Genomic DNA, 16,324 nt, shown 5'->3' on the forward strand with positions numbered 1-16,324 from the left:
CGTGGTCGCCAGGGTGCGGGCGGCGGCCCGGCCGAGGCTCAGTGGTGCCTGGTCGGTGTCCACCGGGTCGGTGACGGTCACAGCGAAAACCACCCAATCATTCGTAGGTCAAGACTGGTAGCGGGGGTTGGTGGCGTGCCAGGTGAAGCCGCCGCCCATCCAGGAGCGGACGCCCACGAGGAATCGCTGCAGCTCCGGCGACGGGACCGCCATCAGCTCCCGGTGGCCGTCCTCGAACTCGTGGACGATCTTGTTGTGCAGCTCGACGGTCGCCTCGACCGCCTCCTCGACCGGACACCCCCGGTCGGCGGCGATCTGCAGCACCATGTTGCAGACCGGCTTCTCGTCGGCGGCGTCCTTGGCCACCGAATGCAGGTCGTTGACCAGCACCGACGCCGTGCCGGCCCGCATCATCGCCTCCCGGACGCGCGGGTCGTAGTAGAACGGCGCGGGCAGCTCGTAGCCGCCGACGGCGTCGACGAGGGTCATCGACGTGTAGAAGCTGTCGTGCTGGCGGGCCGCCAGGTACTCCCACGCCGGTGGGTAGCGGCCGGTGTGGCGCCACGCCGCGTAGGCGTCCCAGCTGACGAACATCGCGAACGTCGAGTAGCAGACCCGCTGGACCAGCACGGGGGAGCCGTGCCGGCCCAGGTGGTCGATCGCCGAGTGCAGCCCGACGAGGATCGGGTCCGCCCGCAGCGCTTCCTCGAGGGGCGCCGAGAACTCCCCGGCCGGCGCGACCGGGTCCATGGCCGCCATGACGAGCGCCAGGCGTGGCGGCAGTTCGGTCGGCGCCGCGCCCAGCGTGCTGTCGTCGGCGTAGTAGTCGTCGGCCGCCCACCACGTCGCGTTCAGCTGCGCCGCGACGAGCAGCCGGTCCGGGTCGTCGCAGTCGGAGTGGGCGAGCATCACCAGCCGGCCGAACCCGGCCTGGGCGATCTGCTCGAGGCCTTCACCGGTGAACCCGCAGTCTTCGGCCCACGCGACCAGCCGCCGGTCGACCTCCCCGGCGAGGGCGTCGTCGACCCGTCCCTGGACGGGGCAGTACAACGGCGTCGCGGTGCCGTCGCCCCAGGGCAGGTGGGCGTAGGCCGGATCCTGCCCGGGCGCCGGCGCGAACTGCGTCGCGATCCGGGCCGCGGCCGTGCCGAGGCCGAACGGGCCCGCGAGCAGGCTCGCGGCGCCCTCGGTGGTCCACTGTGGACACGCGGTCCCGGTCGTCATGGTGCTCTCCCTCGGCACGCCCGGCTCAGACGCGGTCGGCGGCGATGAGCAGGTAGTGGAAGCTGCCTTCGCGGTAGGCGGTCAGGAACGGCTTCTCGACGCCGGTGGCGACCGAGGACCGCTCCCGCAGCTCCCAGTACGGGATCGTCGCGGCCGTCAGGTCGACGACGTTGATCGGCACGAAGCCGGTGTCCGACAACGCCTTGAAGTAGTCGCCGCGGGCGTGGATGTTGCAGATGTAGTGCTGGTCGATCTGGCTGACCGCGCGCGACCGGCCGCCGGTGACGTCGTTGTAGCACCCGGTGATGGTCACGTACCGGCCGCCGGGCTTGAGCTGCCGGGCGTGTTCGGCGAACAGCTCGTGCAGGTCGACGTACATCGTGCTCTCGTTGTTCCAGATGCCCTGGAACACGCCGGATTCGAAGCCGGTGTCGAGCATGTTCTTCAGGTGGTAGCGCACCGAGCCGTCGATCCCGCGCTGCCGCACGTGGTCGTTGGCGAACCCGACCTGCTGCTCGGAGATGGAGATCCCGTCGACCTGGCAGCCGAAGCGCTGGTGCGCCATGACGCTCGTGCCGCCCCGGCCGCAGCCGGCGTCGAGCAGCCGGTCGGCGGGCCCGATCGGGCCGAGGTGGTCGAGGAGGACATCGGCCTGCGCCGTCTCGAGCCGGTGCATCTCGGCGATGATCGCCTGGTCGCGCTGGGACTCCGGCACTTCGAGCACGGCCGGGTCGTAGTCGCCGAGGCCGTAGTGGTGGTGGTACAGGCCGTCGACATCGCCCAGCCGGAGGTTCACCGGGTCCTTCTCCGCGTTCCAGTAGTCGGCGACCGACTGCTGGTACGCGGTGCGGGTCACGGGCTGGTCGAGAGCCGTCATCGAGAAACTCCTCATTCGCGTTTTTCCTTGGGGGGCAAGGAACTCTCCGGACAGGCCGGGGTCGTCCCCTCTCCGTCGACGCTAGCGAGGAAAGATCGGCGGGGACAAGGAGCTTCACTCGCGCTGCCCGGGCGTGGCCCGTCTGGCCCAACGGGGACCCTGCGCGCGGTGGTGGACGGCAGCCGCGGAGGAACCCTATCGAGATCGGCCGTGACTCGTCCGGCTGACGAGGCGCGACCGTGGGTCGTCAGCCTCGTCGGTTGTCGGTGGTGATGCCGGCGAGGAAGTAGCGTTGGGCGAGGAAGAAGACGATCAGCAGCGGCACGGTCGTCAGGACGCTGCCGGCGAGGACGATCTCCCAGCGTTGTTCACCCGCCTGGCCGAACTGGTCGGACAGTGCCTTGAGCCCGCGCGGCAGCGTGTACAGCGCCGGGTCGCGCAGGTAGATCAGCGGTTTGAGCAGGTCCGACCAGCTGGCCTTGAGCTCGAAGACGAAGCTGACGATCAGCGCCGGCCGGCAGAGCGGCACCGCGATGCGCCAGAAGAGCGTCCAGTGGCTCGCGCCATCGACCCGGGCCGCCTCGAAGACCTCGCGCGGGAGCCCGAGGAAGAACTGGCGCAGCAGGAAGATGTAGAACGCGCTGCCGAACAGGTTGCCCGCCCACAGCGGCACCTGCGTGTGCGCGAGGCCGGCGCTGTTCCAGATCAGGTAGACCGGGATCATGGTCACCGCGCCGGGCAGCATCATCGTGGCGAGCACCAGGCCGAAGAGCGCGTTGCGGCCGGGGAACCGGAAGTAGGCGAACCCGAACGCGACCAGGGAGCTGGTGAGCGTCACCGTCACGGCGGCGGCCAGTGACACGGCCACGCTGTTGAGCAGCCAGGCCGCGACCGGGGCCGCCCGCCAGATGTCGGCGTAGTTGCCCCACGCCCACGTGTGTGGGAGCAGCGCGTTGTCGAAGACCTGCCCGCCGGGCTTGAGCGAGGCGCTGAGCAACCACACGAACGGGTAGAGGAACAGGACGGTCGCCGCGGTGAGGAGCACCCAGCGGAGCACGCGCCGCGCGGTCACCGGTCGCCGCCTTCGTAGTGCACGAAACGCCGGCTGAGCCGGACCTGCACCAGCGTGATCGCCAGGATCACGAGGAACAGCAGCCACGCCATCGCCGAGGCGTACCCGAGGTGGAGGAACTCGAACGCCTGCCGGAACAGGTAGATGAGGTAGAACAACGCCGCGTCGCTGCTGTAGGTCGCCGACGCCGCGGAGCCGTAGAAGGCCGTGTACGCCTCGTCGAACGACTGCAGTGCCGCGATCGTCTGGACGATGAGCGTGAAGAACAGCGCGCCGCTGATCATCGGGACGGTGATCCGCCGGAACCGCTGCCACGCCGACGCGCCGTCGAGTTCGGCGGCCTCGTACAGCTCCCGCGGCACGCCGCGCAGCGCGGCCAAGTAGATCACCACCGTGCTGCCCACCGACCACAGGTGCATGAGCACCAGCCCCGGCTTCACCCACACCGGGTCGGTGCTCCACTGGGGACCGTCGATGCCGACGAGACCCAGCACGGCGTTGACCAGGCCGGCCTGGCCGTTGAACAGGATGAGGAACAGCACGCCGACGGCGACCTTCGGCGTGATCTCGGGCAGGTAGAACACCGTGCGGAAGAAGCCGGCCGAGCGGCGCCCGGCCCGGCTGAGCAACGCGGCGAGCGCGAGTGAGACGGCCATCGTCGACGGCACCGAAAGCACGGTGTACACCAGCGTGTTGACGAGGCTCTTGCGCACGGCCGGGTCGTCGAGCAGCCGCCGGTAGTTCGCCCAGCCAACGGCGTCCGGCGAGCGCAGCGCGTCGTAGTCGGTGAACGACAGGACCAGGCTGGCGACCATCGGGACCGCCATGAAGACCACGAAGCCGATCATCCACGGCGACAGGAAGGCGTACGCGGCCCAAGCTTCCTTCGTGCGCCGCTTCACCGGTGGGCCACCGCGGCGTCGAGCGCGCGCTGGGCCTCCTGCTGGGCTTGGCGCAGCGCGTCGGCGGGCTGCTGCTCGCCCGACAGCACGCGGTTGACGGCGTTCTGCCAGGCCGTCTTGAACTCGGAGCCGGCCGGGGACGCGGGGATGGTGAACGCGCTGTCCTGCGCGCGGAGCACGGCCTGCACGGCGGAGCCGAACGCGGGGCGATCCGCCAGCTGCACGATCGAACCGAAGATCTCCTGGTCCGCGACGCGGTTGCCGGTGTAGACGCCGGTGAACGCCTTGCCGGCGGCGCGGCGCTTCTCCGCGCGCGCCTTCGCGGCGGCGACCCACGTCGGCGCGTCGGTCATCGTCTTGATCCAGGCGCAGGCCTGGTCCTTGTGGGTGCTGCCGGCGGGGATCACCCAGGCGCTGCCGGTGACCCAGTCGATCGGCGTGCCCGCGGTGTCGGTGAAGGGCTTGGCCGACATCCGGACGTCGGGGGAGTAGTTCGCGAGGACGTTGAGGTACCAGTCGTCCATGAGGGTCGAGGCCAGCTGCCCCTGCTTGAAGGGGTTCTTCTCGCCGAAGAAGTCGAAGGAGTCGCGGAACGCCTTGACCGCGCCCCAGCCGCCCTGCGCGTCGATCAGGGACTTGGTGTACTCGAGGACGGCGGCCAGCCGCGGGTCGTCGAGGTGGGCGGTCCGGCCGTCGCCGCTCAGCATCGCGACGCCGTTCGCCTTGGCCCACAACGGGAGGAACTCGGGGATCTTCGGGTCGAACCCGATCCGCGTCAGCCCGCTCCCCGTGCGCGCGGTCAGCTTCCGGGCCGAGTCCGCGAGCTTGTCGCGATCGGTCGTGGTGACGTCCTGCGGGCGTAGGCCGCCCGCTTCGACGGCGGCGTCGTTGACCAGCAGGACCCGGTTGTCGTAGAACTCGGGCAGGCCGTAGACGACGCCGTCGAGGGTGACCTCCTTCAGCGCGGCGGGCCGGTACTGGCCGACGTCGACGTGCTGCTGCGCGATGCAGCCGGTCAGCGGTTCGAGGGTGCCGCGGGCGGCGTAGGTACCGAGCAGTTGACGGTCGAGGTAGACGAGGTCCGGCGGGGTGTGCGAGGCGACGGCGGCCAGGAACTGCTGGGCGTCGAAGGCGCTGCCGCCGATCTTGACCGTCGCCGGCGCGATGGCCTTCCCGGCCAGGTCGGCGCGGGTGGTGGCGATCTCGTCACCGAGGCCGAACCCCATGGTGGTCAACGAGGTTTCGCCGCCACCGCTCGACCCGACCCCACCGCACCCTGCGAGCAGCAGGACGGCTCCCGCACCGGCCAGAAGTTTCCGCACCATGGCACCCCTTCCCCGCGGCAGAGCCTGCGGTGGGTACCCGGCGTCCGGCGGTCCAAACCACGGTCAGCCGACCCAGGGGTTCGGGCGGCAGACGGCACCGTCGGCCCGGATCCGCGTGGCGGCCCCGGGTTCGGCGCGGTTGAGCTCGGCGAGGTAGGTGTTGGAGAGCCCGAAGGTCTGTTGCATCATGACGGGCGCGGGCGCGCCGGGTGCCGGGCAGCCGACGTGCCCGAAGCCGAGGGCGTGCCCCATCTCGTGGTTGACGGCGTAGGCCCGGTAGCCGGCGAGGTCGCCGCCGAAGGAGTGGGCGCCCCGGATCCACCGGGCGAGGTTGAGCACGATCCGGTGGGTCAGGTGGCACGAGGAGTCGTAGGGGATGGCGAACCCGCAGAGCCGGCGGCTGGTGCCGGGGGTGGTGAGGCTGATCCGCACTTCCGGCTTCGCGTCGGCCGCGGTTTCCCGCCGGAAAGCGACCTTGCCCTGGCCGATCCAGCCACGCGGATCGGTGAGGACGGCGTCCACCTGTTCGGCGAACCCGGGGGCGTCGACGCCGTCTTCGACTTCGACGGTGTAGGTGAACTCTTCGGCACCTTTGCCGGCCCCGGCGAGGGTGGCGGGACCGTCGAGGACGTGCCAGGTCCCGTTCCCGAGGGGGGTGACCGGCGGACCGTCGGGAAGCGCGGCGGGTTCCGGCGGCCGGGTCGTGACCGGCGCGGCGGTGGGGGAGAGGGGAGTGGGGATGCCACCGAGCCGCCGCGGTTCGGCGGCGCGGGGGAGCAGGAGAAGGGCCACGGCGAGGACGACGGCGAAGACGAGTACGGCGGGCGGCCACCAGGGCATGGGCGCGGGGACCTCGGCTGGTGTCTCCAGGAGCTTGGCCGCGGTGAGTTCTTCGGGGGAGCGACGGGGTTCGGTCGCCAGCGGGAGAACGGCGGTGGTGGGCGGCGCGGGTTCGGGCCCGGACGGCCAGATGATGGGCGACGGCTCGGGCGAGGCAGTGGGATCGGCGGGTGGGGGCGGCTCGGTGGCGGGGTTGGCTTGTGGTGCCGGGGCGAGCGGTTCGGCTGAGATGGTCGGGTGCGCGAGCGGTGGTTCGGTCGCGAGGCGTGCTTGTGCTGCCGGGACCGGCGGCTCGGTCGCCGGGTTGGTTTGTGGTGTCGCGGTGGGTGGTTCGGTCGGCGTGGTTGGGCGCGCGAGCGGTGGTTCGGTCGCGAGGGTCGCTTGTGCTGCCGGGACCGGCGGCTCGGTCGCCGGGTTGGCTTGTGGTGCCGGGCTGAGTGCCTCAGCCGGCGCCGTCGGAGGCTTGGTCGCGGGGTTGGCTTGTGGTGTCGCGGTGGGTGGTTCGGCTGGCGTGGTCGGGTGCGGGAGCAGTGGTTCGGTCGTGAGGATCGCTTGCACTGCAGCGGTCGGTGGTTCGGCCGAGGGTTCGGTCACGAGGTTGACTTGTGTCGCCGGGGCGAGCGGTTCGGCCGGGCGCTCGGTCGCGGGACTCGCTGGTGCTGCCGGGGCGAGCGGTACGGCCGGCGTGGTCGGGTGTGCGGCCGGCCGGCGTGGTTCGGCCGGCGCGCCCGCCGGACTCGCTTGTGCTGCCGGGCTGAGTGCGCCGAGCGGCGCGGTCGGGGGTTTGTTCGCGAGGCTCGCCTGCACTGCTGCGGTCGTCGGCGCGGCCGGGCGCTCGGTCGCGGGACTCGCTTGTGCTGCCGGCGCGAGCGGTTCGGCCGGCGTGGTCGGGTGTGCAGCCGGCTGGCGTGGTTCGGCCGGCGCGCCCGCCGGACTCGGTTGTGCTGCCGGGCTGAGTGCCTCGAGCGGTGCGGTCGGGGGTTTGGTCGCGAGGCGCGCCTGCACTGCTGCGGTCGTGGGCGCGGCCGGGGGCTTTGTCGCGGGGCCCGCTTGTGCTGTTGCGGCCGGGCGTTCGGTCGCGGGGTTGGCTGGTGCTGCCGGGGCGAGCGGTTCGGCCGGCGTGGTCGGGTGTGCAGCCGGCCGGCGTAGTTCGGCCGGCGCGGTCGGCGGACTCGCTTGTCCTTGCAGCGCAGCCGGTTCAGCCGCCGGGACCATCGGTGGCTCCGGCCGCTCGAACACCCCGAACACCGGCCGCCGCAATGGTTCCGTCGGCGGCTCGGCCCGCAACGGCGATTCCGCCGCGGGCGGCTCCGGCAGCCGAGGTTCCGGCGCCACCGGAACCCCCGGAGCCACCGGAACCCCTGGAGCCACCGGAACCCCCGCCGCACACCCCTCCACAGCCGAACGCGGCCGGGGCACCGCCCCCGCGCGGCGGAACCGCAACCGCCGGCGAGCTCGCGGCACCCCCGCCGCCGGGATCTCCTCCTCCACCAGCCGGGCCGGCCGCGGCCGGGGCTGGGGCAGCCAATCGACGCGCGCCGGTTCAGTAGGCAAGGCCCACGCTCGCGCACGCCGGGCCCGGGGCCTCCGCCGATCGGGGGTACGCCACCGTCGCCGGGTCGCCGTCGGACGTGTAGCGGTTGCCGTGGGGTGCGGCCAGTACGTCGAGCCAGTGCGACGAGCCGTACTCCGCCTCCGTGCCGCTCGACTGCGACCGGATCCGCGGGATCGCCCCCGGGTCGAAATCGGCGGAACACGGCGAAGGCGCCGGCCCGGCCCCCACCAGCAACGCCCCTTCGTACGCGTAGCCCGGTCCCCGCAACGCCGACTCCGGGTGGCGGGGGTGCGTCCCGTACGGCAGCGCCAGCGTCCGCGGCTGGTAGCCGGTCGCGCGGATCGCCGCGTCCTCCTCCGTGATCGCCGTCGTCACCTCGCTTTCCGATGCCGTGCGCAGGTTCGTGTGGTGGCGCGTGTGGTTGCCGATCTCGAAGCCGTGGGCGGCCAGCCAACGCAGCGCCGGCCCGTCGTCCGGCGCGCCGAACGGGTGCTCGTTGACGTACAGGCTCGCCACCGGGCGGAACCGCGGGTGCGCCGCCGCGACGTCCAGCAGGATCCGGATCGCCGTTCCCGCCGCCGGCTGTCCCTGCGGCGTCAACGCGAACGTGCTCGGGTCGCCGTCGTCGAACGTCAGGACCACCGGGTGCGCGCCGGCCGGGAGGTCGAGCCGGCGGGACACCAGCTCGGCCGTCGTCACCGGGACGTAGTCCTCCGCCGCCAGCCGCTCGAGCTCCGCGGTGAAGTCGGCGGGCGTGCGGTCGTACACCGACCGCGGCCGCTCGACGATCCGGTGGTACATCAGGATCGGCACCCGGCCGAGCTCGTCGGCGCCGACCTGGCGCGCGAGCGCGGGCGTGACGCGGGCGGGCGTGGCGGCGGCGGGCGCCGGCCGGGGCACCGGGGTCTCGGCGGGCGCCGGGGCGCCGCACGCCGTCACGGCGGCCACCACGGCGAACCCGGCGCCGAACCGGAAAAGGCTACGCATGCGGGAAGTCTGGGGGCGGGCCCGCCGCGGCGCGGCCCGATGCACCGGGTCGGGTGAGCGCGGATTTCCCCGCCACAGTCCGGATTTCCATGTTTCCGCAGGCCGCGGGCATGGTCACGAATCGGCCTCCGGCACGATGCGGTGATCATCGCCCACGACGTTTGCGCGAAGATCGACGCGGGTATTTCCCTGCGATGGTCCCGAAAACGCCGTCCGCCGCCGGACGCACCTTCGATCGTCGCCTGGTCCTCACCGCCGCCCTCACCGGTCTGGCGGCGAGCGCGTGCGGCGCACGCCAGGCGGGGCGGGCGCTCGTCGTGCCGGTCACCGCGACGCCGGCCCCGCCCACGCCACCGCCGAACCCCCTGGACAAAGGGCTGCTCGTCGGCTTCTGCGGAGCGCCCGGGTCCCCGGCGCTCGGCCGGATGACCGGCGACCTGGCGGCGGCGAGCCGCGAACTCCGCCAGCGGATCCGCGCTTTCCCGGCGGGCCGGCCCGTCACCCCGGTCGTCGAGCTGATCGCGACGACCGTGCACCGCTCGCCCGGCGAGGACGGCATGTACCGCAGCCGCTGCGGCGAGGAGACGGTCCGGGACTACCTCGACGCCGCGCGCGCCCTGAACGGGTTGCTGCTGCTGAACATCCAGCCCGGCCGCGCCGACTTCCTGCCGGAGGTGCGGGCGTACGAACGGTGGCTGACCGAGCCGGACGTCGGCGTCGCGCTCGACCCCGAGTGGGCGGTGGAACCGGGTGTCGTGCCGGGGAAGAAGTTCGGCCGCACGACCGGGGACGAGCTCGACGGCGTCGCGCGCTACCTCGGCGACCTGGCCGAAGCGCACCGCCTGCCGGCGAAGGTCATGGTGTACCACCAGGTGGCGTCGTCGGTGGTGCGCGACGAAGAGCTCCTGCTCGCGCACGCCGGGGTCGCGCCGGTGAAGGTCGTCGACGGAATAGGTTCGGCGGCGGCGAAGAAGGCGACGTGGAAGACGCTCATGAGGACCAGGCCGGAGCACGTGCGGCCCGGGTTCAAGCTGTTCTTCGACGAGGACACCCGCCGCGGCGCCGCGTTGATGACCCCGGCGGACGTGCTGGCGCTGAGCCCGGTGCCCGCCTACGTCGTCTACGAATAGGAGCGGTGGCGCGAAAGCCCGGTGCGGATCCGCACCGGGCTTTTCGTGGGTCCGCACCGGGTTTCCGGAGACGACGAAAGCCCGGTGCGGGGAGGTGAGCCGCACCGGGCCATCGCCGGCTGTCCGTCCGGGGTTCCGATCGCTCCCTAGCCGATCGGGACGGGCAGCCCGCCGAGAAGGTCGTTCACGAGAGCGGACAGCGAGATCAGCACGCGCTGCAGCAACGCGTTGAGGAGCGCGGAGACCGGCGGGAGGCTCTGACGGGCCTTCAGGTCCGCGGCCAGCCGGTCGACGCCGTCGCGTGCTTCGGTGGTGTCTTGCTGAGCCGTCGCCGCCTTGTCGCGGGTGTCGGCTTGGATGGTGTACCGCTTGCCCTGGGCCAGATCCGTGAGGACCGGATCGAGGTTGGTCAGGGTGACCCGCGTGCCGGCGACGTCGCCGTCGTCCGCTCGCGAGACCAGCTGGTCGCGCAGGGATTGGACCTGGGCCGCCGCGCTCGTCGTGCTCGACGAGCCGCTGCCGCCGGGTCCACCCGCCGACGCCACGCCCACCCCGGTCAGGGTCACCGCCGTCGCGGTGAGGAAAACCGTGACCGCCCGGGCCAGTGCACTTTTCATGTCGTACTCCTCCGGAATTCCGATACCGACTGGAGATCATCGTGATCGCGTGCGGCGAATACCGCGAGCGGATCCTCTGACCTCGGCGGACCCGGCGATTTCGCTCGGTGCACGGCGGTTCGGGATCCGCGGAACAAACATCAAGTTCGCGTGAAGCCGGTGATCGACAATTCCGCACGCCGATTACGAAGTGTGATCGCATCACTCGTTGGTGAGTGTTCGTTACGATGAACGGCTGAAATGAGCCTGGTTTCTTCACGGAAGGTATGACTGGAGTGGTTCTCGCGTGGCAGGCGAGTTTCACTCGATTGTGAGGTTTGTCAGGGTTTTTCATGGGTAACCATGCGCATTTGCCTGCACGGGGAAAGCCACTCTTAAGAAGGGTACGATGCGAAACCACTTCTTGCGCGCTGAGTGCTTCGCTAATCTGAGCGGCGGCCGCCGGACCCGGTTTCCGGTCTTCCGGGGCTTCCTCGGTGCCGAGACCTGACAACTTGGACACCTTCTGGAGAACACCAAAACGCAGAACGTCCCGGCACCGCTGGTGCCGGGACGTTCTGTGCGGGAGAAGAGGGGATCAGGTGCGGCGCGGCAGGGGAACTCGGCCACCGGAAGCGGTGCGCGGGAGGAGTTCCGACGCGCCCGGCTGTGCCGACGCGCTTGGCGGTGCCGGCCCAGCCGATCCCGCGGGTGGCCTCGTGTGGCCGAGACCTCGGGTGACGGGTGGGGCCGCTCGCTCGGTTGCCGGTGGGTTCGGCTGCGGCGGTCAGGAGACCGGCGGGCTTGGTCGTGGTGTAGTGGCCGCTCGCTCGGTTGCGGGTGGGTTTGGCTGCGGTGGTCAGGAGTCTGGCGGGCTCGGTCGCGGCCCGGCGGTCGCCCGACTGGTTGCCGGTGAGTTCGGCTGCGATGGTCAGCAGCCTGGCGGGCTAGGTCGCGGCCCGGCGGCCGCTCGCCTGGTCGCCGGTGGGTTTGGCTGCGGTGGTCAGGAGCCTAGCGGGCTTAGTCGCGGCTCGGCGGTCGCCCGACTGGTTGCCGGTGAGTTCGGCTGCGGTGCTCGGTTTCCGGAATCTCGGGAGACTGGCGGGCTCGGTCGCGGCGCAGCGGTCGCGCGCCTGGTCGCGGAACTCCACTGCAGAATTGCTTCTCCGAGGCGGGCCCCGCGAACCCGGGAAACCGGCGGGACCGGTCGCGCCGCGGCGGTCGCCAACCCGACCCTCCGCGAACCCGGCCGCCCCGCCGAGTCCCCCGAACCTCAGGCTCCCGGCGGCGTGCGACGCGGCTCCGCGGGCGGGTACGTGTTCACCGGCGGAGCCTGTCCGGCCCGCGGAGCCGCCTCCGCGTGCGGAACCGCCTCGGGACGGGCAGTCCCTCCCGCGGCGGGGTACCCGGCCATGGCTCCGGTCTTCGGCCCGCGCCGGGCCAACCCGGCCAAGCCTAGCAACCCGACCAGCCCGAGCAGGCCCCACAAACCGTTGCCGTCGTTGTCGTCCCGGACGGTGCCGTCGTTGTCCGATTGCGCCGCCGATACCGGGGTGCTCGGCGCCGCCGCGGCCGGGAAAGTCCCGGTCATCGCGATGGCGGCCGCCGCGGCGGTGCCGGCCAGGAGGTTTCGTGCCGTTCGGTTCATCTCGGTTCTTCCTTCCGTTCGGGCGGGCGGTCACCGGCCGCTTACCCGGGCCGTCCGCGTTCACACCCGCTGTCACGGGAACGGGCGACCCGACCCCGATTCCGGGGCCCGGGCGCCGTTTGTAGAATGGCCGTCGGTTCAAGCAGGAGCCATGGAAGGACGTGTGCGTCCGCCACCTGAGTCCTTCCCCTTTTCTCGCGAGTGCGCATCCGTATCGGGAAATACCGTCCACCGCCGTGGACCCGGGGGAGTAATGAACAGTCAGCTCGTGGTCGCCCCGCTGGGCGCGACCTTCTCCGCACGCTTGATCTGCACCACCGGCGACCGCCTGATCCACCCGGCGGACGGCCGCAACGACCTCGCGCGCATCGTCGTGCGCTGGGCGCGCGCCTGGGTGCCCGAGACCTGGCCCGCCCGTCAGTACTTCGCCGCGCTCGGCATCGGTGATGACGAAAACCCTTGTTACACCGACGAAAACGTCACAGGTTGGCACCTGCTCGAACCGCGCCCCGGCTCGCTCGCGTGGCGGGTGCGGTCCGGCGAAATCGACGTGACGACGGCCCTCACCGCCGAAGCGGAGGCCTGGCCCGGCTAGGAAACCCCGGCACACCAGCCCTGCGTCGCCTCCACCGAGGCGGCGCAGGGCTCTTCGTCGTACCCGGAGAACGCCCTTGCCGCACAAGGAATGCGGGCGCACCATGGTGGGCGAACAGTTGCGGCGAAACGGATGCGGTTAACCCGTTCGGACCACTAGTAGGCCGGTCAGGGGCTTGCGGCACCCACACGATGGTGGCATGGAGTGGAACCGGTGCGGCGAGATCAGTACGTTTCCCTCACACCAGGCGGAGAACACACCTTCACTGCCGCCCATCCGACGCAATTGTCGATCGAGGAGAATTCCCATGCTGAAGAAGCTCGGCTTCGTCACGGCCGCCGCCGCGGCGGGCGCCTTCCTGGCCGGCGGGGTCGCCGCCGCCGGCACCCCGGACGAGCACGGCCACCACGGCCACACCCACGGCGGTTACGACTACTCGGGCCAGGTCGGCCTCGTGAACCTCAACAACACCGACGTGCTGCACAACGTCGACGTCACGCCGGGCCTCTGCGGCAACGACGTCAACGTCCTCGGCGTCCAGGTGCCGATCCGCGAGTCGCTCAACGGCATCGGTGTCCCGATCCTGTCGCCGGGCGAGAACGAGGCCGACGGCAAGGCGCCGTACAACTGCGCCGCCAGCGAGCTGGCCGACGGCGGAACGAGCCAGAGCAACTGAGGTTCCGTGCCGCCGCCGCCCGCTGTGTGTGCGGACGCCGGCGGCCGGCACGGGAAACGGCGATCCGCGTCGACGTCGTGACGCGAGCCCGGAACGCGGAGCGAGCTGCACACTCCGGTTCCGCGTCCCGGGCCCGCCGCGACGCCGGACGTCGCCGGCACGGGTGGGACCGGTCACGACCTGGAGAAAGTGCGCCGGTCCCACCCGGCGTGAACCGCACCCTAACCGACTTGCCGCGGTCCGGCGAACCGAAGCCGGGCCCCGTTCTCGTCCCCTGATCCCCCACCGGACGGTCCGGTGGGTCGCTTAAAGGAGTTCTTCAAGTGATCAAGCAGCTCGGCTTCGTCGCCACCGCTCTCGCCGCCGGGATGGCGGTGCTCGGCGGGTCCGCGTCCGCGGCCGGCGTCACCGTCGCCGGACACCCGATCGACCACAGCGACCAGGTCGGCCTCGCCAACGTGCAGAACCTCGACGCGGTGCACAACCTGGACGCGGTCGCCGGCGTCTGCGACGACAACGTCAACGTGCTCGGCGTCCAGGTGCCGGTCCAGCACGTCGCCGAGGGCGTCGGCGTGCCGGTGCTCTCCCCGGGCGAGCACGAGGCGGACGGCAAGTCCCCGTTCAACTGCGCCAGCGGTGCCATCTCCGACGGCGGGACCGCGCAGGACAACTGACCGGTCCTGGTCGAAGCCGCCGCGCGGTTGCCCCCCGCGCGGCGGTTTCACGTCCGGTCGAGCCGGTGCACGGCCACTTCCCGCAGCACTAGGAGGACGGCCGCCGCAACCGGCACCGCCACGAAGGCGCCGACCACGCCGAGCAGCTCGAAGCCGATCAGCACCGCGACGACCGTGACGAGCGCCGGGATCCGCACGGCCCGGCCGACGATCTTCGGGAGCAGCACGTAGTCCTCGAGCACGCGGTAGCCGACGAAGAAGCCGGCGGTCGAGAGACCGGCGGGCACCGAAACCGTCAGCGCGACGAGCGTGGTGCCGATCCCGGCCGCCACCGAACCGGCGACGGGCACGAGGTCCAGGACGGCGACGAGCAGGGCGAGCACCAGCGGATAGGGCACGCCGAAGCACCACAGCCACGCGAACGTCAGGACCCCCGCGATCAGCGACACCACGACGTTGCCGACCAGGTAGGCACCGACCTTCCGGAAGACGGCATCGCCGATCAGGATCACGCGCGGGCGTCGCGACCGGGGAGCCAGCCGGTAGAGCGCCGTGCGAACCCGCGGGAAGTCAGCGACGAAGTACGTGCTGAGCACGACGACGATCGCGGCGTCACCCAGCACGCCGGCGACCGACTTCGCGACGTCCGTCAGGTGGATGCCCCGGAGGGCGGCTTCGAGCCCGAACGTCTCGTTCGCGCGGCCGATGAGCGTGCCCGGGTCGCGCAGCAGCGCCAGGAAGTGCGGCGCGCCGTCGCGCAGCTGCCCGATCTGGTCGGACAGCGGAACGGCGGCGCCGGCGACCGCGGCGGCGAAGACGGCCAGCCCGGTCACGACGACGACCCCGGCGGCGAGCGCGCGGGGCATCCGGCGGGTGAGCCGGGCGGTCACCGGTTCCAGCCCGACCGCGATGAAGAACGCGATGCCGATCAGCAGCAGCACGTCGGACGCCGCGAGGACGACCTCGACGATCGCGACCGTGACGACCACCCCGGCCGCGGCGGTCAGCCCGGCGAAGAACGGCGACCGGCGGTCGAGCGGCTTTCCCGGCGTGCCCAGGGGTTTCTCCTGCCGGGTGGCCGCGCCTTCGGCTTCCCCGACGGCGTGCCCGGCGCGGTAGGCGCCACGGCCTTTCGGTGCGTGCATGCGCTGGCGGCTACCCCTTGGCGGCCGGTCGAATCCACCCGATCCGGGCGCGCGGGCAAGTCCACGCTTCCCGGTGACCACGTCCACCTGATACTGCCGAGAGCCTGGGAATGTCACCAGAATCGCGTATGCGCACCCGGCAACTCCTGCTCGCTCCCGTGATCGCGCTCGTGGCCGCGTTCGCCGTCTGCCCGGCGGCAGCGGCGGCCAGCGAACCCCGGCTGCTGATCAACCAGGACTTCCCCGACCCGGACGTCGTGAAGACGCCGGGCGGCTACTTCGCGTTCTCGACGAGCACCGGCTCGGGCCGGGTCCCGGTGGCGACGGCGACGGCGCCGGAAGGGCCGTGGCGCGTCACCGGCGACGCGCTCGGCGCGGTCCCCGCGTGGGCCAAACCGGACGGCGGGTTCTGGGCGCCGGACGTCACCCAGCTGCCGGACGGCACCTTCGTCCTGTACTTCTCGGCGGCGAAGACGGCGGGCGGCGAGATGTGCCTCGGTGCGGCGACCGCGGCCAAGGCGGCGGGCCCCTACACCCCGGCCGGTGACCAGCCGCTGGTCTGCGTGCCGGAGGACCACGGCGACATCGACCCGCAGACGTTCCTCGACGCGGACGGAACCCGTTACCTGCTCTACAAGGCCGACGGCGCCGCGACCGGCGTGCCGGCCGCGATCTGGCTGCAGAAGCTCGGGGCCGACGGGCGCACGCTCACCGGTGCGCGCACCGAGTTGCTGCGCGCGGACCTGAACGCGGAGAAGGCGGTCGTCGAAGCACCGTCGGTGGTGAAGACCGCGAACCGCTTCTTGCTGTTCTATTCGGCGGACACGTTCCAGAGTTCGGGCTACCACACGTGTTACGCGTCGGCGCCGACGGTGACCGGCCCGTTCGTGAAGGCGGACGCCCAGTTCCTGTCGACGGAACTGCTCGGCGCCAAGGTGGACGCCCCGGGCGGCGCCGACGTCGTGGACGGCCACATCTACTTCCACGGCTGGCTCGGCGGCGCGCGCACGGCGAGGGGGATGTACGAACTGCCGATTTCGTTCCCGGGCGATGTGCCGCAGCTGGGCTGAGCTGTCAC

General features: G+C 71.8%; 15 protein-coding genes. 5 read left to right on the forward strand and 10 right to left on the reverse strand.

The annotated features are described in order from the left end of the window. Positions 1–108 precede the first annotated feature (108 nt). The 7 genes from BLV96_RS00005 to BLV96_RS00035 all read right to left on the reverse strand — a co-directional run bounded on the left by BLV96_RS00005 (position 109) and on the right by BLV96_RS00035 (position 8,782). Complete coding sequence (locus BLV96_RS00005) at positions 109–1,242, reverse strand: family 2 encapsulin nanocompartment cargo protein terpene cyclase (RefSeq protein ID WP_086676838.1); 1,134 nt, start codon at positions 1,240–1,242, stop codon at positions 109–111. A gap of 7 nt (positions 1,243–1,249) precedes the next feature. After that, positions 1,250–2,101: a geranyl diphosphate 2-C-methyltransferase gene (locus BLV96_RS00010; protein WP_086676837.1), complete on the reverse strand. Its 852-nt coding sequence runs from the start codon at positions 2,099–2,101 to the stop codon at positions 1,250–1,252. A gap of 247 nt (positions 2,102–2,348) precedes the next feature. Continuing rightward, entirely contained in the window at positions 2,349–3,173 is an 825-nt protein-coding gene (locus BLV96_RS00015; RefSeq protein WP_086676836.1) for a carbohydrate ABC transporter permease, read from the reverse strand. Next, a complete protein-coding gene (locus BLV96_RS00020; protein ID WP_086676835.1) occupies positions 3,170–4,075 on the reverse strand; it encodes a carbohydrate ABC transporter permease in 906 nt (301 codons plus the stop codon). The genes BLV96_RS00015 and BLV96_RS00020 overlap by 4 nt, the downstream gene beginning before the upstream one ends. Next, positions 4,072–5,400, reverse strand: coding sequence for an extracellular solute-binding protein (locus BLV96_RS00025; protein WP_086676834.1), 1,329 nt, complete (start codon positions 5,398–5,400; stop codon positions 4,072–4,074). Before BLV96_RS00025 ends, BLV96_RS00020 begins: the two co-directional genes overlap by 4 nt. A 63-nt stretch (positions 5,401–5,463) precedes the next feature. Continuing rightward, the gene (locus BLV96_RS00030; protein ID WP_091388620.1) at positions 5,464–6,240 is read right to left on the reverse strand and encodes a DUF3152 domain-containing protein; all 777 of its coding nucleotides are present in this window, start codon (positions 6,238–6,240) and stop codon (positions 5,464–5,466) included. Positions 6,241–7,783: 1,543 nt separating this feature from the next. Continuing rightward, positions 7,784–8,782, reverse strand: coding sequence for a polysaccharide deacetylase family protein (locus BLV96_RS00035; RefSeq protein WP_086680074.1), 999 nt, complete (start codon positions 8,780–8,782; stop codon positions 7,784–7,786). 194 nt (positions 8,783–8,976) lie between these two features. Here BLV96_RS00035 and BLV96_RS00040 point away from each other — a divergent pair, with 194 nt between their 5' ends. After that, positions 8,977–9,912 carry a hypothetical protein gene (locus BLV96_RS00040; RefSeq protein WP_086680072.1) on the forward strand — a complete coding sequence of 312 codons (936 nt, stop codon included), beginning with the start codon at positions 8,977–8,979 and terminating at the stop codon, positions 9,910–9,912. Positions 9,913–10,058: 146 nt separating this feature from the next. On the opposite strand, the gene BLV96_RS00045 is transcribed toward BLV96_RS00040, so the two are convergent. Together BLV96_RS00045 and BLV96_RS00050 are read right to left on the reverse strand one after the other, a co-directional pair. Then, positions 10,059–10,529: a hypothetical protein gene (locus BLV96_RS00045; RefSeq protein ID WP_086680070.1), complete on the reverse strand. Its 471-nt coding sequence runs from the start codon at positions 10,527–10,529 to the stop codon at positions 10,059–10,061. 1,252 nt (positions 10,530–11,781) lie between these two features. Then, positions 11,782–12,156 (reverse strand): WGxxGxxG family protein, encoded by a 375-nt coding sequence (locus tag BLV96_RS00050; protein WP_167379506.1) that lies wholly within the window; start codon positions 12,154–12,156, stop codon positions 11,782–11,784. A 268-nt stretch (positions 12,157–12,424) separates the two neighbouring features. Between BLV96_RS00050 and BLV96_RS00055 the strand changes: the two genes are divergently transcribed. The 3 genes from BLV96_RS00055 (at position 12,425) to BLV96_RS00065 (ending at position 14,101) form a co-directional block, all read left to right on the forward strand. Then, the gene (locus BLV96_RS00055) at positions 12,425–12,751 is read left to right on the forward strand and encodes a hypothetical protein (protein ID WP_244179974.1); all 327 of its coding nucleotides are present in this window, start codon (positions 12,425–12,427) and stop codon (positions 12,749–12,751) included. A 307-nt stretch (positions 12,752–13,058) separates the two neighbouring features. Continuing rightward, positions 13,059–13,427, forward strand: a complete 369-nt coding sequence (locus tag BLV96_RS00060) for a hypothetical protein (protein ID WP_086683526.1) — start codon at positions 13,059–13,061, stop codon at positions 13,425–13,427. 323 nt (positions 13,428–13,750) lie between these two features. Beyond that, the gene (locus BLV96_RS00065) at positions 13,751–14,101 is read left to right on the forward strand and encodes a hypothetical protein (RefSeq protein ID WP_086683523.1); all 351 of its coding nucleotides are present in this window, start codon (positions 13,751–13,753) and stop codon (positions 14,099–14,101) included. A 47-nt stretch (positions 14,102–14,148) separates the two neighbouring features. Here BLV96_RS00065 and BLV96_RS00070 read toward each other — a convergent pair whose 3' ends face one another. Next, positions 14,149–15,246: an AI-2E family transporter gene (locus BLV96_RS00070; RefSeq protein ID WP_244179975.1), complete on the reverse strand. Its 1,098-nt coding sequence runs from the start codon at positions 15,244–15,246 to the stop codon at positions 14,149–14,151. Between the two features lie 128 nt (positions 15,247–15,374). Here BLV96_RS00070 and BLV96_RS00075 point away from each other — a divergent pair, with 128 nt between their 5' ends. Next, the gene (locus BLV96_RS00075; protein WP_086683505.1) at positions 15,375–16,316 is read left to right on the forward strand and encodes a glycoside hydrolase family 43 protein; all 942 of its coding nucleotides are present in this window, start codon (positions 15,375–15,377) and stop codon (positions 16,314–16,316) included. Positions 16,317–16,324 lie beyond the last annotated feature (8 nt).

The sequence above is a fragment of the Amycolatopsis pretoriensis genome, assembly GCF_900107925.1.
Classification (GTDB): Bacteria; Actinomycetota; Actinomycetes; order Mycobacteriales; family Pseudonocardiaceae; genus Amycolatopsis; species Amycolatopsis pretoriensis.

Bases quoted from the DNA above. Each gene is read 5' to 3' on its own strand.
- BLV96_RS00010 (WP_086676837.1), bottom strand. From the start codon at position 2,101: ATGACGGCTCTCGACCAGCCCGTGACCCGCACCGCGTACCAGCAGTCG.
- BLV96_RS00025 (WP_086676834.1), bottom strand. From the start codon at position 5,400: ATGGTGCGGAAACTTCTGGCCGGTGCGGGAGCCGTCCTGCTGCTCGCA.
- BLV96_RS00030 (WP_091388620.1), bottom strand. From the start codon at position 6,240: ATGCCCTGGTGGCCGCCCGCCGTACTCGTCTTCGCCGTCGTCCTCGCC.
- BLV96_RS00035 (WP_086680074.1), bottom strand. From the start codon at position 8,782: ATGCGTAGCCTTTTCCGGTTCGGCGCCGGGTTCGCCGTGGTGGCCGCC.
- BLV96_RS00040 (WP_086680072.1), top strand. From the start codon at position 8,977: ATGGTCCCGAAAACGCCGTCCGCCGCCGGACGCACCTTCGATCGTCGC.
- BLV96_RS00045 (WP_086680070.1), bottom strand. From the start codon at position 10,529: ATGAAAAGTGCACTGGCCCGGGCGGTCACGGTTTTCCTCACCGCGACG.
- BLV96_RS00050 (WP_167379506.1), bottom strand. From the start codon at position 12,156: ATGAACCGAACGGCACGAAACCTCCTGGCCGGCACCGCCGCGGCGGCC.
- BLV96_RS00060 (WP_086683526.1), top strand. From the start codon at position 13,059: ATGCTGAAGAAGCTCGGCTTCGTCACGGCCGCCGCCGCGGCGGGCGCC.
- BLV96_RS00070 (WP_244179975.1), bottom strand. From the start codon at position 15,246: ATGCACGCACCGAAAGGCCGTGGCGCCTACCGCGCCGGGCACGCCGTC.
- BLV96_RS00075 (WP_086683505.1), top strand. From the start codon at position 15,375: ATGCGCACCCGGCAACTCCTGCTCGCTCCCGTGATCGCGCTCGTGGCC.